At 66.0% G+C, this 20074-nt stretch carries 24 protein-coding genes, 1 tRNA gene and 2 pseudogenes; 19 read left to right on the top strand and 8 right to left on the bottom strand.

Annotated elements, in window-relative coordinates; genetic code table 11:
• Nucleotides 1–4 precede the first annotated feature (4 nt).
• Nucleotides 5–337, top strand: a complete 333-nt coding sequence (locus tag ABIE58_RS08170) for a DUF1491 family protein (protein ID WP_354544217.1) — start codon at nucleotides 5–7, stop codon at nucleotides 335–337.
• Between the two features lie 7 nt (nucleotides 338–344).
• Nucleotides 345–1076, top strand: coding sequence for a DNA repair protein RecO (gene recO / locus ABIE58_RS08165; RefSeq protein WP_354544216.1), 732 nt, complete (start codon nucleotides 345–347; stop codon nucleotides 1074–1076).
• Between the two features lie 18 nt (nucleotides 1077–1094).
• On the opposite strand, the gene ABIE58_RS08160 is transcribed toward recO, so the two are convergent.
• Together ABIE58_RS08160 and ABIE58_RS08155 are read right to left on the bottom strand one after the other, a co-directional pair.
• Nucleotides 1095–1481 (bottom strand): META domain-containing protein, encoded by a 387-nt coding sequence (locus ABIE58_RS08160; RefSeq protein ID WP_354544215.1) that lies wholly within the window; start codon nucleotides 1479–1481, stop codon nucleotides 1095–1097.
• Nucleotides 1482–1484: 3 nt separating this feature from the next.
• Entirely contained in the window at nucleotides 1485–2006 is a 522-nt protein-coding gene (locus ABIE58_RS08155) for a TetR family transcriptional regulator (protein WP_354544214.1), read from the bottom strand.
• 162 nt (nucleotides 2007–2168) lie between these two features.
• Between ABIE58_RS08155 and phnC the strand changes: the two genes are divergently transcribed.
• From phnC to ABIE58_RS08130, 5 genes are all read left to right on the top strand, one after another.
• Nucleotides 2169–2993, top strand: a complete 825-nt coding sequence (gene phnC, locus ABIE58_RS08150) for a phosphonate ABC transporter ATP-binding protein (RefSeq protein WP_354544213.1) — start codon at nucleotides 2169–2171, stop codon at nucleotides 2991–2993.
• Between the two features lie 54 nt (nucleotides 2994–3047).
• On the top strand, nucleotides 3048–3950 hold the full coding sequence (gene phnD / locus ABIE58_RS08145) for a phosphonate ABC transporter substrate-binding protein (protein WP_354544212.1): 903 nt from the start codon (nucleotides 3048–3050) through the stop codon (nucleotides 3948–3950).
• A 71-nt stretch (nucleotides 3951–4021) separates the two neighbouring features.
• Entirely contained in the window at nucleotides 4022–4894 is an 873-nt protein-coding gene (gene phnE / locus ABIE58_RS08140; RefSeq protein ID WP_354544211.1) for a phosphonate ABC transporter, permease protein PhnE, read from the top strand.
• 4 nt (nucleotides 4895–4898) lie between these two features.
• Complete coding sequence (gene phnE, locus ABIE58_RS08135; RefSeq protein ID WP_354544210.1) at nucleotides 4899–6239, top strand: phosphonate ABC transporter, permease protein PhnE; 1341 nt, start codon at nucleotides 4899–4901, stop codon at nucleotides 6237–6239.
• A gap of 99 nt (nucleotides 6240–6338) precedes the next feature.
• Nucleotides 6339–6959 (top strand): DapH/DapD/GlmU-related protein, encoded by a 621-nt coding sequence (locus tag ABIE58_RS08130; protein WP_354544209.1) that lies wholly within the window; start codon nucleotides 6339–6341, stop codon nucleotides 6957–6959.
• A gap of 115 nt (nucleotides 6960–7074) precedes the next feature.
• Here the strand turns inward: ABIE58_RS08130 and phnF are convergent, their stop codons facing one another.
• Nucleotides 7075–7794 (bottom strand): phosphonate metabolism transcriptional regulator PhnF, encoded by a 720-nt coding sequence (gene phnF / locus ABIE58_RS08125; protein ID WP_354544208.1) that lies wholly within the window; start codon nucleotides 7792–7794, stop codon nucleotides 7075–7077.
• A 102-nt stretch (nucleotides 7795–7896) separates the two neighbouring features.
• On the opposite strand from phnF, the gene phnG reads away from it, so the two are divergent.
• From phnG to ABIE58_RS08110, 3 genes are read left to right on the top strand one after another with little or no spacing between them, the layout of a single operon-like run.
• Nucleotides 7897–8340 (top strand): phosphonate C-P lyase system protein PhnG, encoded by a 444-nt coding sequence (phnG, locus tag ABIE58_RS08120; protein WP_354544207.1) that lies wholly within the window; start codon nucleotides 7897–7899, stop codon nucleotides 8338–8340.
• Nucleotides 8340–8909 (top strand): phosphonate C-P lyase system protein PhnH, encoded by a 570-nt coding sequence (gene phnH / locus ABIE58_RS08115; RefSeq protein ID WP_354544206.1) that lies wholly within the window; start codon nucleotides 8340–8342, stop codon nucleotides 8907–8909. Before phnG ends, phnH begins: the two co-directional genes overlap by 1 nt.
• Nucleotides 8909–9991 (top strand): carbon-phosphorus lyase complex subunit, encoded by a 1083-nt coding sequence (locus ABIE58_RS08110; protein WP_354544205.1) that lies wholly within the window; start codon nucleotides 8909–8911, stop codon nucleotides 9989–9991. The genes phnH and ABIE58_RS08110 overlap by 1 nt, the downstream gene beginning before the upstream one ends.
• Nucleotides 9992–10045: 54 nt before the next feature.
• On the opposite strand, the gene ABIE58_RS08105 is transcribed toward ABIE58_RS08110, so the two are convergent.
• Nucleotides 10046–10261: a hypothetical protein gene (locus ABIE58_RS08105; protein WP_354544204.1), complete on the bottom strand. Its 216-nt coding sequence runs from the start codon at nucleotides 10259–10261 to the stop codon at nucleotides 10046–10048.
• Here ABIE58_RS08105 and ABIE58_RS08100 point away from each other — a divergent pair.
• The 6 genes from ABIE58_RS08100 to phnN are packed head-to-tail and all read left to right on the top strand — an operon-like array spanning nucleotide 10260 to nucleotide 14717.
• Entirely contained in the window at nucleotides 10260–10862 is a 603-nt protein-coding gene (locus tag ABIE58_RS08100) for an HAD-IA family hydrolase (protein ID WP_354544203.1), read from the top strand. The two genes, ABIE58_RS08105 and ABIE58_RS08100, sit on opposite strands and share 2 nt — an antisense overlap.
• The gene (locus ABIE58_RS08095) at nucleotides 10859–11731 is read left to right on the top strand and encodes an alpha-D-ribose 1-methylphosphonate 5-phosphate C-P-lyase PhnJ (protein ID WP_354544202.1); all 873 of its coding nucleotides are present in this window, start codon (nucleotides 10859–10861) and stop codon (nucleotides 11729–11731) included. Before ABIE58_RS08100 ends, ABIE58_RS08095 begins: the two co-directional genes overlap by 4 nt.
• Nucleotides 11728–12498 (top strand): phosphonate C-P lyase system protein PhnK, encoded by a 771-nt coding sequence (gene phnK, locus ABIE58_RS08090; RefSeq protein WP_354544201.1) that lies wholly within the window; start codon nucleotides 11728–11730, stop codon nucleotides 12496–12498. The genes ABIE58_RS08095 and phnK overlap by 4 nt, the downstream gene beginning before the upstream one ends.
• 34 nt (nucleotides 12499–12532) lie before the next feature.
• Nucleotides 12533–13489, top strand: a complete 957-nt coding sequence (locus ABIE58_RS08085; protein WP_354544200.1) for a magnesium transporter CorA family protein — start codon at nucleotides 12533–12535, stop codon at nucleotides 13487–13489.
• A gap of 11 nt (nucleotides 13490–13500) precedes the next feature.
• Nucleotides 13501–14172 (top strand): phosphonate C-P lyase system protein PhnL, encoded by a 672-nt coding sequence (gene phnL, locus ABIE58_RS08080; protein WP_354544374.1) that lies wholly within the window; start codon nucleotides 13501–13503, stop codon nucleotides 14170–14172.
• Nucleotides 14169–14717: a phosphonate metabolism protein/1,5-bisphosphokinase (PRPP-forming) PhnN gene (gene phnN, locus ABIE58_RS08075; RefSeq protein ID WP_354544199.1), complete on the top strand. Its 549-nt coding sequence runs from the start codon at nucleotides 14169–14171 to the stop codon at nucleotides 14715–14717. Before phnL ends, phnN begins: the two co-directional genes overlap by 4 nt.
• Here phnN and ABIE58_RS08070 read toward each other — a convergent pair.
• Nucleotides 14699–15376, bottom strand: a complete 678-nt coding sequence (locus ABIE58_RS08070; RefSeq protein WP_354544198.1) for a DUF1045 domain-containing protein — start codon at nucleotides 15374–15376, stop codon at nucleotides 14699–14701. The genes phnN and ABIE58_RS08070 overlap by 19 nt on opposite strands.
• Nucleotides 15377–15429: 53 nt before the next feature.
• Here ABIE58_RS08070 and ABIE58_RS08065 point away from each other — a divergent pair, with 53 nt between their 5' ends.
• Nucleotides 15430–16572 (top strand): alpha-D-ribose 1-methylphosphonate 5-triphosphate diphosphatase, encoded by a 1143-nt coding sequence (locus tag ABIE58_RS08065; RefSeq protein ID WP_354544197.1) that lies wholly within the window; start codon nucleotides 15430–15432, stop codon nucleotides 16570–16572.
• A 219-nt stretch (nucleotides 16573–16791) separates the two neighbouring features.
• Here the strand turns inward: ABIE58_RS08065 and ABIE58_RS08060 are convergent.
• The 3 genes from ABIE58_RS08060 to ABIE58_RS08050 all read right to left on the bottom strand — a co-directional run bounded on the left by ABIE58_RS08060 (nucleotide 16792) and on the right by ABIE58_RS08050 (nucleotide 18443).
• Nucleotides 16792–17974, bottom strand: a protein-coding gene (locus ABIE58_RS08060) for an IS3 family transposase (protein WP_502950076.1) whose coding sequence is annotated in 2 segments (ribosomal slippage) — nucleotides 16792–17709 and nucleotides 17711–17974 — 1182 coding nt in all. Because the reading frame shifts where the segments join, the coding sequence is not laid out codon by codon here.
• 22 nt (nucleotides 17975–17996) lie between these two features.
• Nucleotides 17997–18218, bottom strand: coding sequence for a DUF6538 domain-containing protein (locus ABIE58_RS08055; RefSeq protein WP_354544373.1), 222 nt, complete (start codon nucleotides 18216–18218; stop codon nucleotides 17997–17999).
• A 150-nt stretch (nucleotides 18219–18368) separates the two neighbouring features.
• A tRNA-Gln gene (locus tag ABIE58_RS08050) sits at nucleotides 18369–18443 on the bottom strand.
• A 216-nt stretch (nucleotides 18444–18659) separates the two neighbouring features.
• Here ABIE58_RS08050 and istA point away from each other — a divergent pair.
• Together istA and ABIE58_RS08040 are read left to right on the top strand one after the other, a co-directional pair.
• Nucleotides 18660–19261, top strand: a pseudogene (gene istA / locus ABIE58_RS08045) (IS21 family transposase); the annotation flags it as partial.
• 95 nt (nucleotides 19262–19356) lie between these two features.
• Nucleotides 19357–20074 (top strand): annotated as a pseudogene (locus tag ABIE58_RS08040) (transposase); the annotation flags it as partial.

Genomic DNA, 20074 nt, shown 5'->3' with positions numbered 1-20074 from the left:
TCCCGTGGCGCGCCTCACCGCGCGGTTCTGGATCGATGCCTATCTGGCGCGGTTGCGGCTGGCGGATATCCCTGCTTTCGTGGTGGCGCATGGCGATGACACCGGCGGCGCGGTGCTGGTCAAGCTCAACACGCTCGACGGAAAAGCGCATCTTTATCAACGCTCTATAGATCTGATGACGGGGCAGCGGGCCTGGGTTACACTGGCGGATGGCGACGAGGCCGGGGTGGATGCGGCGATTGCCCGGCAGCGCGGGTTTGATCCTGATCTTTGGGTGGTCGAGGTCGAGGACCGGGAGGGGCGGCATTTGCTGGATCAAGACGGCTTGAGCGGGTAGCGGGGCGATGGATTGGCGCGATCAGGGCCTGTTGCTGAGCAGCCGGAGGCACGGCGAAACATCTGTTATCATTGAGGTTTTCACGTCAGAGCACGGGCGGCACGCGGGCGTGGTGCGCGGCGGGGCGTCGCGCAGGATGGCGCCGGTGCTGCAACCCGGCGCGCAGATTGATGTGGAATGGCGCGCGCGGCTTGAGGATCACCTTGGCACCTTTCGGGTTGAGCCCGTAAAATCAAGGACTTGGGTGCTGGGGGACCGGCTGGCGCTGGCGGGGCTTTCGGCGGTATGCGCGCTCTTGCGCTTTGCCCTGCCGGAGCGCGAGGCGCATCGCGGCCTGTATCGCAAGAGCCTGATTTTGCTGGATTTACTGGACCAACCAGAGATATGGCCGCTGGCCTATCTTAACTGGGAACTGGGTCTGCTGGAGGAAATGGGCTTTGGCCTTGATCTGCGCCGTTGCGCGGTGATGGGGGAAAAGGCCAATGATCTCAGCTATATATCCCCCAAGACGGGGCGCGCGGTCTCGCGGGCGGGGGCGGGGGAGTGGGCCGACCGGCTGTTGCCGCTTCCACCCTGCCTGCTGGGCCACGGGCCTGCGCCGGATGCCGAAATCATGCAGGGATTTCAAGTGACTGGCCATTTCCTGCGCGATCATCTCGCCCCCCATCTGGGCGAGCGCCCGCTGCCCGATGCGCGGGCGCGGCTGATTGATGTCATCGCGGCGCGCGCGGCGGGGTGAGGCGCACGGCCCGCCCCGTCACTCTGCGCGGAACAGCATTTCGCGGCCCGCGTCGTTCGAGAGAACCAGCGTGTCGCCCGCCACTTCGACCAGCGTCATCTCGGCGAGGGCACCAAGAAAGCGCGTCTCGGCGTCCAGTTCGGGGCAGGCGCGGCGGGTGTAGATGATGCGCTCGGCGCGAAACCACGGATAGGGCACTGTCTGCTGCGCCGAATAGCGGTTGCAGGGGGCCTCGCCCGCGATCACGCCTTCCTCGGGAAAGCTGAGGGTGGCGCGGGCGGTGACCGGCGTGCCGTCGATGGAGACAAGCCCCCAGACCGCCGCCTGCCCGCCATGGCCCGACACGGTTTCATCCTTGCAATACCCGAGCAGCGACATGGCGATGAGCAAAAGAGCCGTCCGCATGGCTCACCGCAACGCAAGGATGAGATCGACCAGCGAGCCGATGGCGTCGGGATTACCGTCTGGATCGGGCAGGGCCTGCATCCCGATGGCGGCCCCGAGAAGGATGCGCGCCATATCCGGGTTGGCGATGCCGCAGTCCCCCAGAAGGGCCGCGAGCCGGGCAAGGCGGCTGGCATCGGTGGAGGCCACGGCCTGAGCCGCGAGGGTGTCGGTGGCCGCCCATGCGCGGATCGCGGGCTCTGCGGGATGCGGCGTGGCGATGGCCTGCGCCGTGCCGCGCAGCCGGGTGGCGGCGGGGGTATCCGGGTCGGTCTCGGGGGATTCGGCCTCCTGCCAGCGCGCCAGAAGCGTGGCGCAATAGGCGGGCACATCGGTGAAGTGCCAGTAGAACGATCCCTTGGTGGTGCCGATCCGGCGCGCAAGCTGCTCGGCCCCGAGCGCGCCCGGCCCACATTCGGCCAGCGCCGCGAGACCGGCGGCGAGCCAGTCATCACGGCTAAGACGGGGGCGGCGTGCGGCGGTCATGGCCGCGTGCTTACGCCGCGAGCCTCGATGCGGCAAGGGGCCAGATGGTCACGCCCGGTGTCGATGGCGGGGAGGGGGGGCTGTCACGAAAGCTTTGCATCATTGTCGCATGATCTTTGCACGGCGCACCTATCCGGGGCGCAACAGCCTTGGGGGTGACACGTGCTGAGCATTGACGCGCTGACCAAACGGTTTGGTCAAAACACGGCGGTGGATGCCGTGAGCATCGACGTGGACAGGCCTGCGATGATCGGGATCATCGGGCGCTCGGGCGCGGGGAAATCCACGCTTCTGCGGATGATGAACCGGCTGAGCGATGCCACGTCAGGGCGGATCGTGTTCGAGGGCCGCGACATCACCGCGCTCAAAGGGGCCGACAAACGCGCCTGGCAGGCGCAATGCGCGATGATCTTTCAGCAGTTCAACCTTGTGCCGCGGATGGATGTGGTCTCGAACGTGCTGCACGGCACGCTCAACCGGCGCTCGACGCTGGCCACCATGTTCAACCTCTACCCCGATACGGACATTCACCGCGCCATCGAGATTCTCGACCGTCTCGGCATTGCCGATCATGCGCCGAAACGGGCAGAGGCGTTGAGCGGCGGACAGCAGCAGCGCGTGGCGATTGCCCGCGCGCTGATGCAGGACCCCAAGATCATCCTTGCCGATGAGCCGATTGCCAGCCTTGACCCGATGAATGCGCAGATCGTGATGGACGCGCTGCGCCGCATCCACGAGGAGGACGGGCGCATGGTGATCGCCAACCTGCACACGCTCGATACCGCGCGGCGCTATTGTGACCGGGTGATCGGGATGCTGGCGGGGCGCGTGGTGTTTGATGGCACGCCGGAGCAGCTTACCACCGGCGTGGCACGCGATATTTACGGGGCCGATGCGAGCTTTTCCGAAGACGCCACATCGACCGCCATTGAAACGCTGGATCGTGGCAACCTGCGCGCGCTGCGCGAGGCCGAGGCCGCGATCTGACGACCCCGGCCCGCCGGGGGATGGCGGGCCATGACCCTAACCGGAGAGAGATCCATGAAGAAACTGATTGCTGCCGTTCTGGCCACCACCGCCCTTGTCAGCCCCGCGCTGGCGCAAGACAAGATCACCGAATTCCGCATCGGCGTGCTGGGCGGCGAGAACGCTCAGGACCGCATGACCTCGAACGAGTGCCTGCGCGCCAAGACCGAGGCCCTGCTCGGTGTGCCCACCAAGGTCTTTACCCCCGCCGATTACGACGGTGTGATCCAGGGCCTGCTGGGCGGCACCATCGACGTGGCGTGGCTCGGGGCCTCTGCCTATGCCAAGACCTTTCTGAATGATCCCGAGGCGGTCGAGCCGGTGCTGGTCAAGGTCAACATGGACGGCTCTTATGGCTATCACTCGATCGGCTTCACGCGCAAGGAAACCGGCATCACCTCGCTTGCTGACCTCAAGGGCAAGACCTTTGGCTTTGGCGATCCGAACTCGACCAGCGGTTACCTGATCCCGTCGATCGAGATCCCCGCCGAAATCGGCGCGAGCATGGAATCGGGCGATTATTTCGGCGAGGTCAAGTTCACCGGCGGGCATGAGCAGACCATCGTGGCCGTGGCCAATGGCGATATCGACGCCGGTGTGACCTGGGCCGATGGTCTGGGCGCGTGGGAAGACGGCTATAACTCGGGCGCGCTGCGCAAGGCCGCCGATGCGGGCCTTGTCGACATGAACCAGATGGTCGAAATCTGGAAATCCAAGCCGATCCCCGAAGGCCCGGTCGTGCTGCGCCAGAGCCTGCCCGAGGATGTGAAGCTTAAAGTGACGGCGCTCTGGGCCTCGCTCAAATCGCTGGACCCCGATTGCGCCTATGGCGTGCTTCAGGGCGATGCGCTGGGCTTCATGCCGATCACGCATGACGCCTATCTCTCGATCATCGAGGCGCGCAAATCCAAGATGTAAGCCCTCGGGGCTGACAGTCGGGCCGGGCCTGCCATGCGCGCGGGCCCGGCCTCATTTGACGGGGGCAGGGCATGAGCGATCTGACGGCAGGGCAGGCAGGCGTGGCGCGCATCGGCGATGTGCAGGCGGCCTATATGGCCATGACCCGGCGCAAGCGTGCCTATGGCACGGTGATGCTGGTGGTGTTCATCGCGCTGATGGTCTCGGGCTTTCGGGTGGCCGACGGGCGCAATGCGGGGGGCTTCTGGGACGGGATCGGCAATATATTCCAGTTTCCCGGCGAGGTGCTGGCCGAGGCGGGCGAGAAGATCGCCAACCTGCCGGGGCTGATGTGGAAATTCCTGCCCTCGCTGATCGAGACGATCAATATCGCGGCGGCGGCGACGCTTCTGGGGGCGATCGTGGCGGTGGTGCTGTCGCTTCTGTCGACGCGGGGCCTTGCGAAATGGCCGCGCCTGGTGGGGTTGTTCCGGCGGGTAATGGATGTCCTGCGCGCGGTGCCCGAGATCGTGATCGCGCTGGTGCTGATCTTTGTGCTGGGCGGCGGGCCGGTGCCCGCGATGATCGCCATCGCGCTGCACACGGCCGGCGCGCTGGGCAAGCTCTTCTCGGAGGTCAACGAGAACGCCAGCCTCAAGCCGGTGGAGGGGCTGCACTCGGTGGGCGCGGGCTGGGGCCAGCGGATGTGGCTGGGGGTGATCCCGCAGGTGGCGCCCAACTATCTCAGCTATGCGCTGCTGCGCTTCGAGATCAATATCCGCGCCTCGGCGATCCTCGGTTTCGTCGGCTCTGGCGGGATCGGCTATGACCTGAAGAACGCGTTTAGCTGGGGGCAGGGGCGCTATGACGAGGTGGCGGCGATTTTTCTGCTGCTCTTCGGGGCGATCGTGTTCTTCGATCAGCTCTCGGGCCGTTACCGCAACAAGATGATCGGGGGGGCCTGACGCCATGACCGCGACCGCAGACGCGATGCCCGGCTTTGACGCCGCCGCCCATATCCGCCGCAAGCGCATCGCCGCGCTGGCGGTGCCGGCGGTGATCCTGGCCTATTTCATCTATATCTTCTTTGCCTTCGACATCCCCGGACTGGCCGAGCGCGCGCGGATGGACAATGCCCGCATCCTTGTCGCCGACAGCTATAGCTACAAGACCCATGTCGCCCGCGATAACCGCATGGGCGGCGTGACGATTGCCATCGAGGGCGAGCGCAAGGGCACATGGCCCGAGGGCACCGGCCCCGACTGGGTGACGCGCGAGGGCGAGGACCGCACGCTTGTGGCGTTGAAACATGGCCAGGAGGTGGTGATCGACGGCGATGTGATGCGCTATGACGTGCCGGGCTATGGCCTGATCGAGACGCAGGTATCGCGCGGCGGGATTGCGTTGTCGCTGCCGCAGGGCGAGACCCCCGACTGGATCAGCGCCAGCAACGCGCGCGTGGATATCACCACCGATGCGGGGCGCGTCACCGTCACCCGCGCCCGCACCGAGGTGATGCGCTATCATTTCGGATGGGAGCTCTTTTGGTTCACCCTCGACAGCCCGTTCCACGGCAAGAGCCTTGGCGAATTGGCCGGGCTGGCGCTGTCAGGTGAGCGGCTGGTCGAAGGCAAAAGCAACCTTGCCGCGATGGCGCATGATGTCTGGAATAACCAGATGTGGCAGCACAAGGACGTGATGGGCGCGATCTTCGAGACCGTGCTGATGGCCTTTCTCGGGACGATGGGGGCGGGGCTGGTGGCGTTGCCGCTGGCCTTTGCCGCAGCGCGCAATTTCTCGCCGCTGATGGCGGTGCGCGCGGCGGTGCGGCGGGTGTTCGATTTTGTCCGCGGGGTGGATGCGCTGATCTGGACGATCATCCTGTCGCGCGCCTTTGGCCCCGGCCCCCTTACCGGCGCGCTGGCGATTCTCGTCACCGATACCGGCACCTTCGGCAAGCTGTTTTCCGAGGCGCTGGAAAACGTCGATGCGCGCGAGATCGAAGGCGTGCAATCCACCGGGGCAAAGCCGCTGCAACGCTATCGCTTCGGCGTCATCCCGCAGATCACGCCGGTGTTGCTGAGCCAGTTGCTCTATTACCTCGAATCCAACACCCGCAGCGCAACGGTGATCGGCGCGATCACCGGCGGTGGTATCGGGCTGTTGCTCACGCAGGCGATCATCACCCAGAAGGACTGGGAAGAGGTGAGCTATTACATCGTGCTGATCCTTGTCATGGTGATGGTGATGGACAGCGTATCCGGTTGGTTGCGGCGGCGGCTTATTGCCTCGGATGATGGCGGGCATTGAGCGGGCGGATTCGGATATTTGAGGCAAGATGAAGCGGGCGGGTTTCTTCTTGGAGAAAATACCCGCGCCGCAGGCATAAAACTCTGAAAGGGGGCCGTGATGTCGCGATTGCGGGACGACGGGGCGGTGATCCATCCCGACTGCGAGATCACCGATTGCGAATTCGGCGCCTTTACCGAGGTCGGGCGCGGCAGCCGTCTCGCCCATGTGGCGATGGGGGAGTATTCCTATTGCGACCGGCTTTGCGATCTGGCCAATGCCGAGATCGGCAAGTTTGCCAATATCGCCAGCCTTGTCCGTATCGGTGCGACGGATCATCCGCTCAACCGCGCGAGCCTGCATCATTTCCTCTACCGCTCGGCCTCTTATTGGGAGGATGCGGGCGATGACGAGGCGTGGTTTGCCAAGCGGCGCGGGCGGGTGGCGCGGATCGGGCATGACACATGGATCGGGCATAACGCGCAGGTCAAGCCCGGCGTGAGCGTCGGCCACGGCGCGGTGGTGGCGGCGGGGGCGGTGGTGACGCGCGATGTCGCCCCCTACACGATCGTGGCGGGGGTGCCGGCAAGCCCGCTGCGCGCGCGGCTGTCTGCGGATCTGGCCGCGCGGATGATCGCGCTGGCGTGGTGGGATTGGGACCATGTGCGGCTGCGTGCCGCGCTTGGCGATTTCCGCGCGCTGTCGCCGGAGGCGTTTCTTGATCGCTACGAACAGCAATAGGGCGGCCACTGGGACCGCCCTCGGGTGCTGAAATCGCGCTTGGAATCGGGGACGTTCAATATGCGCTCTGGGTAGCGGCGGGGTGTGACAGGGGCGTGACGGGTGTCGCCTTTTCTCAGGGATCGGTGAGGGTGAGGGTGATCCGGTCGCCCGCGAACCATGTGCGACCGTATTCGACGGGATGCCCCTCGGCGTCGATATTGATCGAGAGCGTGCGCAGGAGCGGCGCGCCGGGGGTGAGTTCGAGATGCAGCGCCTGCGTCGGGTCGGCGAGGGTGGCGGTGAGGCGGGTCGAGGCGCGGGTATAATCGGCCACGCCCGCTGCGCGCAGGGCGGCGGTGATCGAGTGGAGCCGCGTCAGCGCCTCGGGCAGGGCAGGCAGGCGCGTGGCCGGAAAGCTCGAGCGAAACAGCGCCACCGGCACGCCGTCGGCGCGCGACAGCCCGTCGCAGACATGCACCTTTGCGCCGGGGGCAAGGCCAAGCGCGCGGGCCTCGTCGGCGTCGGCGGCGCGGGTCTCGATGGCGAGGATATCGCGCGCCGGGAGCCTGCCTGCGGCGCGCAGGTTCTGGTGAAAGCGCACGCGGCGGCCCAGCGGGTAGTCGGTCGGGCGGTGGGCGACGAAGGCACCGGCCCCGCGCCGGGTGCGGATCGTGCCCGCGTCGGCGAGCGCCCCGAGCGCGCGGCGCACGGTGTGGCGGTTGACAGCGAAACGCGCGGCGAGCGCGGCCTCGGTCGGCAGCTTGTCGCCGGGGGCGTAGCGCCCGGCGGCGATATCGGCGTGCAGGCTGTCATGGATGGCGCGCCAGAGCGCATCGGGTTTGTCGCGGGTCATGTCACGGAAGTTTCACAGGCTGCGGGCTTGTCCGGGGGACGGGTTTGCGGTAATCATTTGTCTAGTTGTATAGTGACTTAGACAAATCCGCAAGGTGTCTGCATGGACGATATTTCACAGCGCAAGGCGTGGATGGGCCTGTTGGCCCGCGCCGAGGCGGGCGAGTTGGGCCGGCTTTGGCGCGCGGCGGGGGCTGAGCCGGATCACATCTGCCTGCGCCCGCCCGAGATTGGCACCGTGATGGTGCGGGGCCGCGCCGGGGCCACCGGCGCGCCGTTCAACCTGGGCGAGATGGTGGTGACGCGCTGCGCGGTGCGGCTGGATGATGGTCGTGTCGGGCATGGCCATGTGCAGGGCCGGGGCAAGGATCACGCGCGCCACGCCGCACTGGTGGATGCGCTGATGCAGGGGCCGGAGGCCGCGCATCTGCGCGCGGCGGTGCTCGATCCGCTGGCCGGGGCCGAGGCGGCGCGGCGCGCGGGGCGCGCGGCGAGGGCGGCGGCGACGAAGGTGGATTTCTTTACGCTGGTGCGGGGAGAGGATTGATGGAGCAAGCGGCGCTTGAGGGCGGGTTCGGCGAGGCATCGGTAGAGGCCGCGCGCGCCTTTCGCGCGGTGATGCGCGCGATGGCGCGGCCCGGCACGGTGGAGCGGGTGGCGGGGGCCGCCCCGCCTGCGCCGATGTCGGTGGCGGCGGGGGTGGCGGTGCTGGTGCTGTGCGACCCCACCACGCCGGTGCATCTGGCGGGCGCGCATGATTGCGCGGCTTTGCGCGGCTGGATCGGGTTTCACACCGGCGCGCCGGTGGTGGCGCGGGGCGAGGCGATGTTCGCGCTGGGCACATGGGACGCGCTGGCCCCGCTGGAAGGCTATGCGCTGGGCACGCCGGATTATCCCGACCGCTCGGCCACGTTGATTGTCGAGATGGCGCGGCTGGAGGTGGCGGGGGCGCGGCTGAGCGGGCCGGGGATCAGGGAGGCGGCGGCGCTGTCGCTGCCCGAGATCGCGGCGTTTCAGGGCAATGCGGCGCGGTTTCCACTCGGCCTCGATTTCCTCTTTTGTTGCGGCGACCGGCTCGCGGGCCTGCCGCGCACGACACGCGTGGAGGCGGGCTGATGTATGTGGCGGTAAAGGGCGGCGAGCGGGCGATCGAGGCGGCGCATGGCTGGCTCGCCGAGGAGCGGCGCGGCGATGTGGCGGTGCCCGAGTTGAGCGTGGCGCAGATCCGCGCGCAGATGGCGCTGGCAGTCAACCGGGTGATGGCGGAGGGATCGCTCTATGATCCCGACCTTGCCGCGCTGGCCATCAAGCAGGCGCGCGGCGACCTGATCGAGGCGATTTTTCTCATGCGCGCCTATCGCACCACGCTGCCGCGCTTTGGCGCGTCCGAGCCGGTGGAGACCGGCGCGATGCGCTGTGACCGGCGGATTTCGGCGACGTTCAAGGATGCGCCGGGGGGGCAGGTTCTGGGGCCGACCTTTGACTATACCCACCGCCTGCTGGATTTCGCGCTGGCCGCCGAGGGCGAAGCGCCACCGGCCCCCGAGGCGGCGGCGGCGGAGGGGGCGATGCCGCATGTGATGGGCTATCTTGGCCGCGAGGGCCTGATGGAGGGCGCGGGGGCGGGCGATGCGGTGCCGCCCGACATGACGCGCCAGCCGATGGAATTGCCCGCCTGCCGCGCGCTCAGGCTTCAGGCGCTGGCGCGGGGCGATGAGGGGTTCCTGCTTGGCCTCGCCTATTCGACGCAGCGCGGCTATGCGCGCAACCACGCCTTTGTGGCCGAGTTGCGCATCGGCGCGGTGGCCGTCGAGATGGAGATCCCCGAATTGGGATTCTCGGTGGAGTTGGGCGAGGTGGTGCTGACCGAATGCGAGACGGTCAATCAGTTTACCGGCTCGAAAACCGAGCCGCCGCAATTCACCCGAGGCTATGGGCTGGTGTTCGGGCAGACCGAGCGCAAGGCGATTTCGATGGCGCTGGTGGATCGCGCACTCCGCTGGAAAGAGCTTGGCGAAGAGGATGAGGGCGCGCCCGCGCAGGACGAGGAATTCGTGCTGATGCACGCCGACAACATCCAGGCCACGGGCTTTCTGGAGCATATCAAGCTGCCGCATTACGTCGATTTCCAGAGCGAGCTTGAACTGATCCGCAAGCTGCGCCGCGAGGCGGGCGCAGGGCGGGAGGCGGCGGAATGAGTATTTCGGGCAAGATGAAGCGGGGAGAATCACTCTTTCGGAGGCGTGTCGTCGTCATTCCTGTAAAGGCCAGGAAAGAGCTGTTTGCGGATGAGCACAAAAAGCACGATGCCGAAAATCGGCAGGATCCACGCAAAATCCGCGAAAGGCGCGCTGGTCGGTGGCCGCATCGGCCAGAGAGCGGATATCAACCTCATGCCAGTGCGGTAGCAGCGCGAACCGCGTATGGGCAAGACGCAAAATGTGCAGCGGTGTCATGGAGAGCGTCATGAAACTTGTTGTTTTCGATATCGGCAATGTGCTGATCCGCTGGGAGCCACAAGCGGCGTTTCGCCATGCGCTGGGGAGCGATGCGGAGATTGACGCGGTGCTGGAGAAGGTCGGATTTTACGACTGGAATTATGCCAATGACCGGGGGCGGGGACGCGCCGAGGCGGTGGCGGCGATGGCCGCGCGCTGGCCGGAGCATGGCGATTTGATGGACGGGTATTTCGAGCGGTTCGGCGAGACCATACGAGAGCGTATTGCGGGCAGTTGGCAGATCGCAGCAGAATTGCGCGCGCGGGGCGTGCGCCTCTGGGCGCTGACGAATTTCTCTGCCGATACATGGCCCGAGGCGCTGCGGCTACATCCTGACCTAGACGCGGTGTTCGAGGGGATCGTGGTGTCGGGCCATGAGGGCATGGTCAAGCCCGAGCGCGCGATTTTTGACCTTCTTTGCGCGCGGGCGGGCGTGGGGCCGGAGGCGTGTTTTCTCACCGATGACAGCGCGGCGAATGTCGCAGGCGCGCGGGCGGCGGGCTGGCAGGCGCATCATTTCGAGGGGCCGGACGGGTTGCGCGCGGCGCTGCGCGAAAGGGGATTGCTATGAGCGACTACAACTTTGCCTATCTCGACGAGCAGACCAAGCGGATGATCCGGCGCGCGATCTTGAAGGCGCTGGCGATCCCCGGCTATCAGGTTCCCTTTGCCAGCCGCGAGATGCCGATGCCCTATGGCTGGGGCACCGGCGGCGTGCAGGTGACGGCGGCGTGTCTGGTGCCCGAGGACCGGCTGAAGGTGATCGACCAGGGCGCGGATGACACCACCAACGCGGTCTCGATCCGGCGGTTTTTCGAGAGGACGGCGGGCGTGACCGTGACCGAGGAGACGGCGCGCGCGAGCCTTATCCAGACCCGTCACCGGATCCCCGAGACGCCGCTCAGCGAGGATCAGGTGCTGGTCTACCAGGTGCCGATCCCCGAGCCGCTGCGCTTTCTCGAGCCGCGCGAGACCGAGACGCGCAAGATGCACAGCTTGGAGGAATATGGCCTCATGCATGTCAAGCTTTATGAGGATATCAGCCGCCACGGCGCGATTTCGACCGCCTATGCCTATCCGGTGAAGGTGGCGGGGCGCTATGTGATGGACCCTTCGCCGATCCCGAAATTCGACAACCCGAAGCTGTCGGACTGCCCGGCGATCCAGCTTTTCGGTGCCGGGCGCGAGCAGCGGATCTATGCGCTGCCGCCTTATACGGAGGTGGTGAGCCTCGATTTCGAGGATCACCCGTTCGAGGCGAGCAAGGCCGATCAGGACTGCGCGCTCTGCGGCTCGGCGACAAGCTATCTTGACGAGGTGATCGTGGATGATGCGGGCGGGCGGATGTTTGTCTGTTCCGACACCGATCATTGCCGGGCGCGGCGGGCGGCGGGGCATGTCGGCACCCAGGGCGTGCCTTTTGCGGAGGGGGTGGCATGACCCCGCTGTTGCAGGTGCGCGATGTGGCGAAGTTCTACGGCGCGCGCGTCGGGTGCGAGGATGTGTCTTTCGATCTGTGGCCCGGCGAGGTGATGGGGATCGTGGGCGAGAGCGGGTCGGGCAAATCGACGCTGTTGGCGTGCCTCTCGGGGCAGATGGAGCCTGACCGGGGCGCGGTGATCTATGACACGCGCGACCGCGGGCCGGTGGATACGCGGGCGATGTCAGAGCCGGACCGGCGGATGCTGATGCGCACCGATTGGGCGCTGGTGCATCAGAACCCGCGCGACGGGCTGCGCATGGGCGTCTCGGCGGGTGGCAATGTGGGCGAGCGGCTGATGGCGGTGGGCGCGCGGCATTACGGCGATATTCGCGCGCGGGCGGTCGATTGGCTCGGCCGGGTCGAGATCGCCGCCGACCGGGTGGATGACCGGCCGACGGCGTTTTCCGGGGGCATGCAGCAGCGGTTGCAGATCGCGCGCAACCTGGTGACCGGCCCGCGCCTTGTGTTCATGGACGAGCCGACGGGAGGATTGGATGTGAGCGTGCAGGCGCGCTTGCTCGATCTGCTCAGGGGGCTGGTGCGCGAGATGGGCCTGTCGGCGGTGATCGTGACGCATGATCTGGCGGTGGTGCGGCTTTTGGCCGACCGGCTGATGGTGATGAAGGAGGGCCGCGTGATCGAGGCGGGGCTGACCGATCAGGTGCTTGATGATCCGCAGCATGGCTATACGCAGTTGCTGGTGAGTTCGGTGTTGCAGGTCTAGGACGGTCATGGATGACACGCAGGAGAGACAGGTCATGACCGATTACGTGCACGAGGCGGGCGGGCTGCGGCAGGCGGCGAGCGAGGAAGAGCGGCAGGCGGCGATCTGGGTTGATCTGGAGGCGCCCGAACCTGCCATGCTGGTGCGGCTTTCGGCGCGGTTCGGGGTGGAATTGCCGACGCGCGAGGATCAGGACGAGATCGAGCAATCCTCGCGGCTCTATCTCGAGGGGGGCATTCCGGTGATGACGGTGCTGTTGCCCGCGCGCGCCGATAGCGGCGAGATGGAGATCGCGCCGGTGTCGTTCGTGCTCGCCCCGCAGCGGCTGGTGACGATCCGCCACCACGCGCCGCGCCCCTTCGCGAGCTTTCCGGGCAAGGCGGCGCGGGCCTCGCATGGCTGTGCCTCGGCAGAGGCGGTGCTGGTGGGGCTGATCGAGGAGATCATCGACCGGCTGGCGGACATCACCGAGCAGACCGGGCGCGAGATCGACGTGGTGGCGCGGCGCATCTTCGGGACCGCACCCATGCGCACCGAGGATTACCGCGCTGCCCTGCGCGAGATCGGGCGCGCCGAGGGGCGGGTGATGCAGCTTCGCGAGAGCCTGACGACGATGGAGCGGATGCTGGGGTTTCTCATCCCGGTGATGGAGGGGCGCAAGGCCGGGAAGGCGCTGCGCGGGATGCTCAAATCGCAGTATCGCGACGCACGGACCATCGCCGAGCAGGCGGGCTATCTGCAACAGAAGATCACCTTCATGCTCGATGCGGCCCTTGGCCTCATCAATATCGAGCAGAACGCGATCATCAAGATTTTCTCGGTGGCGGCGGTGGCGTTCCTGCCGCCGACGCTGGTGGCGTCGAGCTATGGCATGAACTTTGTCCATATGCCCGAGCTGGACTGGACCCTGGGCTATCCGATGGCGCTGGGGCTGATGGTGCTCTCGGCGGCGGTGCCGCTGTGGTTTTTCCGCAAGCGCGGATGGCTGTGAAGGGGAAGGCGATGATCGAGGTCGAGGGGCTGGGCAAGCGGTTTGTCCTGCACAATCAGGGCGGTGCCGTGATCGAGGTGATGGCGGGCGCGCATCTGCGGGTAAGCGGCGGCGAATGCGTGGCGCTGACCGGGGCCTCGGGGGCGGGTAAATCGACACTGATACGGATGATCTATGGCAATTACCGCGCGAGCGCGGGGCGGATCATCGTGGGCGGCGTTGACGTGGCGCAGGCTGCCCCGCGCGAGATTATCGCGCTGCGCCGCGAGCGGCTGGGCTATGTGAGCCAGTTTCTGCGGGTGGTGCCGCGCGTGCCCACGATCGAGGTGGTGGCCGAGCCGCTCTTGGTGCTGGGGGTGGCGCGGGGCGAGGCGCTGGCGCGCGCCGAGGCGTTGCTGCGGCGGCTCAACATCCCCGAGCGGCTCTGGTCGCTCAGCCCCACCACCTTTTCGGGCGGCGAGCAGCAGCGCGTCAACATCGCGCGCGGCTTTGCCCATGATTGCCCGGCGTTGATGCTGGACGAGCCGACGGCGAGCCTTGATGCCGTCAACCGCGAGGCGGTGCTGGGCCTCATCGAGGCGGCCAAGGCACGCGGGGCGGCGATCCTTGGCATTTTCCACGACGAGGGCGCGCGGGCGCGGGTCTGCGACCGGGAAGTGGATGTGACCGGGTTTGCGGCATGAAGGCCGGGCGTTTCATTGCCGTGGTGGGGCCCTCGGGCGTGGGCAAGGATACGGTAATGCGCGCGATGATCGCGCAACGTCCCGGTCTGCGGCGGGTGCGCCGGGTGATCACGCGCACCGCCGATCCGCAAGGCGAGGGGCACGAGGCGGTGAGCGAGGCGGAATTCGACGCGCGGCTGAAGGATGGCGGTTTTGCGCTGCATTGGCGCGCGCATGGGTTGCTCTATGGCGTGCCGGTGGGGGTGTGTATGGATCTGGCGCAGGGGCGCGATCTGCTGGTGAACCTGTCGCGCGGGGTGCTTGCCGAGGCACAGGCGCGGTTCCGGCCCTTTCTGGTGCTGCACCTGGTGGCGGCACCCGAGGTGCTGGCGGCGCGGCTGGCGGGGCGCGGGCGCGAAGCGGCCGATGATATTGCCGAGCGGCTGGCAGGCGCTGCGATGACCTTGCCCGAGGGGGTGGGGCCGGTCGTGACGCTCGATACCGATGCAGCGCCCGAGAAGCTGGCCAAGGCGGCGATCAAAGCGCTTTACGCGGTGAAGCTGTGACGGTGGATCAGGTGAAAACGGCCCTCGGCGTCCTCGGCCATGAGCGACAGCGCGTCGATCACGAAGGGGCGCGGCAGGAGCGGCGCGAGGTGCAGCGCGAGGGCGCTTTGCACCGCCTCAAGCGTCTCGGGTGGCAGCGGGCCAGTGAGGGTGATGTGAAAGCGGAAGGCGTCCATCACGTAAGGATAGCCCCAGGCGCGCAGGTTGGCCTCATGCGCGGGCGAGAGGCCCTTGCCACGGCGGCGGGCCAGGTTTGCCTCGGTCAGGGGCGCGCGGAACGTATCAAACGCGCGCACGGTGGCGGCGGCAAGCGCGTCGAGCGCGCCGGTGTCGCCCACGGGCCGCAGCGCGAGAAAGCGGCCAAGCGCGGCGATCTCGAGCGCGTCGAGGGTGACGGGGGCGCGGGATGCGCAGAACGCGCCAAACGCATCGGCCAGCGCCGCCTCGGTCTGGCCGGGGGCGAGGCGAAAGGGCGGCTTCATCGTTGCGTGCAGCCCGTATTTGCGCGGGGTTGCGGTGATCTCGGCCACGGGCAGATCTATCTCGGGATGCGGGCAGGCGCGGCCCGTCGCGGAATCCCAGCCCAGCCACGAGGCACCGAAATCGGCCAGCGGCCCCGGCGCGGGGGTGAAATAGACGGCGTAGCGGGTGGGTGTCATGGGCGCTCTCTTACCGGGTTCGGCGTCGTATTGCAGGAAAGTGTGAGCGTGACATGACAGAAGAAACCATTCTCGCCAATGCAATGTTGGTGCTGCCCGGCGAGGTGCGGCGCGGGTCGGTCGTGCTGCGCGAGGGCCGGATCGCCGATCTGGCCGAGGGCGCGGGCGTGCCGAAAGGGGCGGTGGATTGCGGCGGTGATTACCTCGCGCCGGGGCTGGTGGAGTTGCACACCGACAATCTGGAACGCCACATCCAGCCTCGCCCCAAGGTGGACTGGCCGCACGAGGCGGCGATCCTTGCGCATGATGCAGAGCTTGCCAGCGTCGGGATCACAACGGTTTTCGATGCGATGCGGGTGGGCTCGGTCCCCACCGGCGTGGGGCGGTTCAAGGCATATGCGCGCGGGCTCGCCGATGAATTATGGGCCTTGCGCGCGGCGGATGCGCTGCGGATCAGCCATTTCCTGCACCTGCGCGCCGAGGTCTGTTCCGAGACGCTGGAACAGGAGATGGAAGAGTTCGGTGCGCAGGACCGGGTGGGGATCGTGAGCCTGATGGATCACACGCCGGGGCAGCGGCAGTTTCGCGATATGGCCAAGCTTGAGGCCTATGTGAAGGGCAAGCATGGCCTCGATGCTGCCGGATTCGCCGCGCATGTGGCGCAGCTCAGGGCGCTGCGCGAGGCCAATGGCGCGCGCCACGAGGCGGCGGCGGTGGCCCATGCGCGCCGCTATGGCGCTGTGCTGGCAAGCCATGACGACACCACCGAGGCGCAGGTGGCGGTCTCGGACGGCTATGGCATCCGGCTGGCGGAATTTCCCACCACGGCAGAGGCGGCGCGCGCCTGCGCGGCGCGCGGGATCGCGGTCATCATGGGCGCGCCGAACCTCATTCGCGGCGGCTCGCATTCCGGCAACGTGGCGGCGCGCGATCTGGCCGAGGCCGGGATGCTCGATATCCTGTCGTCGGACTACGTGCCCTCGGCGCTGCTTTATGGCGCGGTAAAGCTGGGGCTGCTCTGGGGCGACATGGCGCGGGGGCTGGCCACGGTGACGGCCAATCCGGCGCGCGCCGTGGGGCTGGCGGATCGCGGGCGGATCGAGGCGGGGGCGCGCGCCGATCTGGCGCGCTTTGGCCTGCGCGGCGAGGTGCCTGCGCTGCGCGCGGTGTGGTCGCAGGGGCGGCGCGTGGGATAACGGGGCGTGGTCTTTGCCGCCATTCGCCCCCTGTCCCCGTGAACCGGCGTGCAAAATTGGCCCACTTGGGTGGGTTATGAGCGAGTAAAATTGACCCGCCTGTTTCGTTAACATCCGCACTTCAAGTGCGGAGGAAAGAGCAGGTTTTATTGATGGAAAGAAGTGGTTCGGTTGATATGAACAGGTTCCGGACGTTTTCCAAGTGGATTTCCGCCTCTGTTACGCCGCTACCGCCTCGGGTATTGGCTGATTGAAGTCGGCCTGATCGGGGGTCTTCCCGTCAAGCGATGAATGCGGGCGACGGCTGTTGTAGAAGCCCAGATATCGGCCAATCCCGGCGCGGGGTTCCGAGACGCTGGTATAGGCCCGCAGATAGACTTCCTCGTATTCGATGGTTCGCCAGAGGCGCTCGACGAAGATGTTGTCGCGCCATGCGCCTTTGCCATCCATGCTGATCGTGATCTCGCGAGCGGCCAGCACTTTGATGAACTCGGTCGAGGTGAACTGGCTGCCCTGATCCGTGTTGAAGATCTCGGGCGCGCCATGACGTGCCAGCGCCTCCTCCACCGCTTCGATGCAGACGTCGGCCTCCAGCATGATCGATACCCGCCATGCGAGGACGCGGCGTGTGAACCAGTCCAGCACGGCGGCCGGGTAGATGAACCCGCGCGCCATCGGGAGTGGGGAGGATAAGAAAACAGTGTGAGGCACTGTTTTCCCGACGAACGTGATGTCCATCGCCCAGACCTGATTGGGCCGGGTGATCGGCAGCTTGCGCAGCAGATACGGGTAGATCTTGTGCCCCGGCGCTGGCTTCGAGGTATTCGGCTTGCGATAAAGCGCCTCTATCCCCATGCGTTTCATCAGCGTTGCGACATGCAAACGACCCACCTTGAAGCCTTCCTGGACCAGCAGCCCCTGCAGCATCCGGCTGCCCGCAAACGGGAAGTCCATGTGCAGCGTGTCGATCCTGTGCATCAGCTTCAGATCGGCATCCGACGCCGGACGGGGCTTGTAGTAGACGCTGCCCCGGCTGATCCCCAACACGCGGGCCTGTCGGCTGACGCTCAGCTTGGCGGTGGGATCGATCATTTTCTTGCGCTCGCCAACAGACCCGCCTCGGCCCAAGCGCGCCGGACAAAAAATCATTCTTCAGCGTCAGCTCTCCGATCTTCGCATGCAGGGTCTTCACATCGATGATCGGTTCCGGCTCTGACTTCGTAGCTTCGCCTAACACCCCGGTCGTGCCCTCAAGTAGCTGATCGCGCCATTGCTTGATCGTGTTCGGATGAACGTCGAAACCCTGCGCCAACTCGATCAAGGTCTTCTCGCCCTTGATCGCGGCTACCGCCACTTTCGCCTTGAATGCCGGGCTATGATTCCGGCGTGGTCGCCTTGCCATGGTCTTCTCCTCACTTGCAGCATCATGCCGCTGTTGCGTGGAAAATCCACCTATCCCCGCTGTTCAAATTCCCGGAACCACCTCTCTTTCCTGCCTCGATCGCGGACAGCAGGTCAGCAGACCGCTTTACCGCTTCGGCGAGAACGTGCGTCCGAAGAGAAACCGACAGAAATGCAGGCGCGCCGAAACGGCGGATTTTTTCGGGCCAGCGCCGCCGGAAGTAGAAGATCCCGTTTCTGCGAATGAGGTAGAGCCCCCACTTTCTCGAGGGTTTCCGCGTTCTGCACCCGGCGCGATGTGAACCAGTTTGTGAACCACTGCGACGTGGATACGGGAGGCTGGCCGCTTGATCAACGGCTATCCCATTGGGAAATATGGAGTTTTTTGAGGTCGTTGGCTGGGGTGGTAGGATTCGAACCTACGATACACGGTACCAAAAACCGATGCCTTACCACTTGGCTACACCCCAACGTGTTGCGCTCATTACTCCGGGGTCAGAGCCGGATCAAGACCGCAGTGGAAAAAAAGTGAAGGCGGTGGAGAGGGGGCCATGCGCTCGGTCGTGTCGCCTGTGAACCGGCATGCAAGGTTGCCCCCTGTATTGGGGTAATCGGCGTCCAAAAGTGACTCCCCTGATATTTCTGTTCAGAAGCTTCCCCGACGGATTAGAGGGAGCGAGTTGGGGATGTTGGTTGTGGAGACGATTGCGAAGATCAGGCGGGCGTATTTCATTCAGAGGAAACCGATCAAGGAGATCTACCGGGAGCTGCGGGTATCACGGAACACGGTGTGGAAGGTGGTGCGGTCCGGTGCAACCGAGGTCAGCTATGATCGAACCAGCCAACCCCGCCCCAAGATCGACCCTTGGCGGTCCGATCTGGATGAAATGCTGGCCGAGGATGACCGGCAAGCCAAACGCCCGCGGCTGAAACTGGTTCGGATTTACGAAGAGCGACGCAACCGAGGTTATGACGACAGCTATGATGCGGTGCGGCGCTTGCGGGGCGTTGGTCGAAGGCGACCCGCGAAGCTTCCGTCGCTGCGCATGTGCCGCTGAGCTTCGATCCGGGCGAAGCCTATCAGTTCGACTGGAGCCACGAGGTTGTCCTGATTGATGGCGTCACCACGACGGTGAAGGGTGCGCCTATGCGCCGGAGCCACAGCCGGATGCCGTTTGTGCGGGCCTATCCGCGCGAAACGCAAGAGATGGTGTTCGACGCCCACGACAAGGCGTTCGCGTTCCTCGGCGGAGCTTGCGCCCGGGGGATATACGACAACACGAGGTCCTGTCGCGAAGGTGGTGGAAATTTGAAGGTGGCGTAATCTCCCGGTGAACGGAACCCACCCAACCGGCGGCTGGCACCGCCAGAGGAGATCACGCCATGACCCAGATTACAGATACCAGCGCGCTTTCGCTACTTGCTTGCGATGACGGTTTTGACCCGATCGAGGACCGGCTGCGCGCCAACATCCGCGGCACCATCGAGGCGGTTTTCAACGAGGAACTGGACAGCTTTCTGGGCCGTCTGCGCTATGGCCGAGGGGCCGCTGCGGTGAAGGGGTATCGCCACGGTCACCGGGATCGCCAGATCACCGGAACATTCGGGAGCGAGACGATCAGCGTGCCGCGCGTCCGGGTGGAAGACGAGGCTGGCCGCGTCCGCGAATGGCGCTCAAAAGCGTTGCCGCGCTATCAGCGGCTGACCCGGACGGCCGAAGCGCTGATCGCGTCGGTCTATCTTTCGGGCACGAATACGCGCCGGGTGAAACGGGCGCTTTTCGCGCTGTTCAAGGGGGCGGTGAGCAAGGATGTGGTCAGCCGGGCCTGGCGCAAGGTCAAGACGGATTGGGACGCGCAGGTCGCGCCCGCAGCTTGGCCGATGAGGATATCATCCGGCTGATCCTGGACGGCACCGTGATCAAGACGCGGCTGGATAGAAAGGCCACGAACATCTCGGTTCTGGCGGCTATCGGGGTGCGCCGTGACGGCCAGAAAGTGCTGTTATCACTTATGAATATGGGTGGCGAGAGCACCGCCGCATGGCGACAATTCCTTGATGATCTGGATAAGCGCGGCCTGCAACGCCCCGAGCTTGTCAT

The organism is Roseovarius sp. MBR-78 (genome assembly GCF_040547535.1).
Taxonomy (GTDB): Bacteria; Pseudomonadota; Alphaproteobacteria; order Rhodobacterales; family Rhodobacteraceae; genus Roseovarius.
Note: the sequence above shows the minus strand (reverse complement) of the source record. Positions and strands in the feature narration are given on the sequence as shown.

What these genes read in the sequence shown, in the direction of transcription:
- ABIE58_RS08130 (WP_354544209.1), top strand. Translation starts at nt 6,339, where the DNA reads ATGTCGCGATTGCGGGACGACGGGGCGGTGATCCATCCCGACTGCGAG.
- phnH (WP_354544206.1), top strand. Translation starts at nt 8,340, where the DNA reads ATGGAGCAAGCGGCGCTTGAGGGCGGGTTCGGCGAGGCATCGGTAGAG.
- phnN (WP_354544199.1), top strand. Translation starts at nt 14,169, where the DNA reads ATGAAGGCCGGGCGTTTCATTGCCGTGGTGGGGCCCTCGGGCGTGGGC.
- phnG (WP_354544207.1), top strand. Translation starts at nt 7,897, where the DNA reads ATGGACGATATTTCACAGCGCAAGGCGTGGATGGGCCTGTTGGCCCGC.
- ABIE58_RS08100 (WP_354544203.1), top strand. Translation starts at nt 10,260, where the DNA reads ATGAAACTTGTTGTTTTCGATATCGGCAATGTGCTGATCCGCTGGGAG.
- phnF (WP_354544208.1), bottom strand. Translation starts at nt 7,794, where the DNA reads ATGACCCGCGACAAACCCGATGCGCTCTGGCGCGCCATCCATGACAGC.
- ABIE58_RS08085 (WP_354544200.1), top strand. Translation starts at nt 12,533, where the DNA reads ATGACCGATTACGTGCACGAGGCGGGCGGGCTGCGGCAGGCGGCGAGC.
- ABIE58_RS08110 (WP_354544205.1), top strand. Translation starts at nt 8,909, where the DNA reads ATGTATGTGGCGGTAAAGGGCGGCGAGCGGGCGATCGAGGCGGCGCAT.
- ABIE58_RS08155 (WP_354544214.1), bottom strand. Translation starts at nt 2,006, where the DNA reads ATGACCGCCGCACGCCGCCCCCGTCTTAGCCGTGATGACTGGCTCGCC.
- phnK (WP_354544201.1), top strand. Translation starts at nt 11,728, where the DNA reads ATGACCCCGCTGTTGCAGGTGCGCGATGTGGCGAAGTTCTACGGCGCG.
- ABIE58_RS08070 (WP_354544198.1), bottom strand. Translation starts at nt 15,376, where the DNA reads ATGACACCCACCCGCTACGCCGTCTATTTCACCCCCGCGCCGGGGCCG.
- ABIE58_RS08160 (WP_354544215.1), bottom strand. Translation starts at nt 1,481, where the DNA reads ATGCGGACGGCTCTTTTGCTCATCGCCATGTCGCTGCTCGGGTATTGC.
- recO (WP_354544216.1), top strand. Translation starts at nt 345, where the DNA reads ATGGATTGGCGCGATCAGGGCCTGTTGCTGAGCAGCCGGAGGCACGGC.
- phnD (WP_354544212.1), top strand. Translation starts at nt 3,048, where the DNA reads ATGAAGAAACTGATTGCTGCCGTTCTGGCCACCACCGCCCTTGTCAGC.
- ABIE58_RS08105 (WP_354544204.1), bottom strand. Translation starts at nt 10,261, where the DNA reads ATGACGCTCTCCATGACACCGCTGCACATTTTGCGTCTTGCCCATACG.
- phnL (WP_354544374.1), top strand. Translation starts at nt 13,501, where the DNA reads ATGATCGAGGTCGAGGGGCTGGGCAAGCGGTTTGTCCTGCACAATCAG.
- ABIE58_RS08065 (WP_354544197.1), top strand. Translation starts at nt 15,430, where the DNA reads ATGACAGAAGAAACCATTCTCGCCAATGCAATGTTGGTGCTGCCCGGC.
- phnE (WP_354544211.1), top strand. Translation starts at nt 4,022, where the DNA reads ATGAGCGATCTGACGGCAGGGCAGGCAGGCGTGGCGCGCATCGGCGAT.
- phnE (WP_354544210.1), top strand. Translation starts at nt 4,899, where the DNA reads ATGACCGCGACCGCAGACGCGATGCCCGGCTTTGACGCCGCCGCCCAT.
- ABIE58_RS08095 (WP_354544202.1), top strand. Translation starts at nt 10,859, where the DNA reads ATGAGCGACTACAACTTTGCCTATCTCGACGAGCAGACCAAGCGGATG.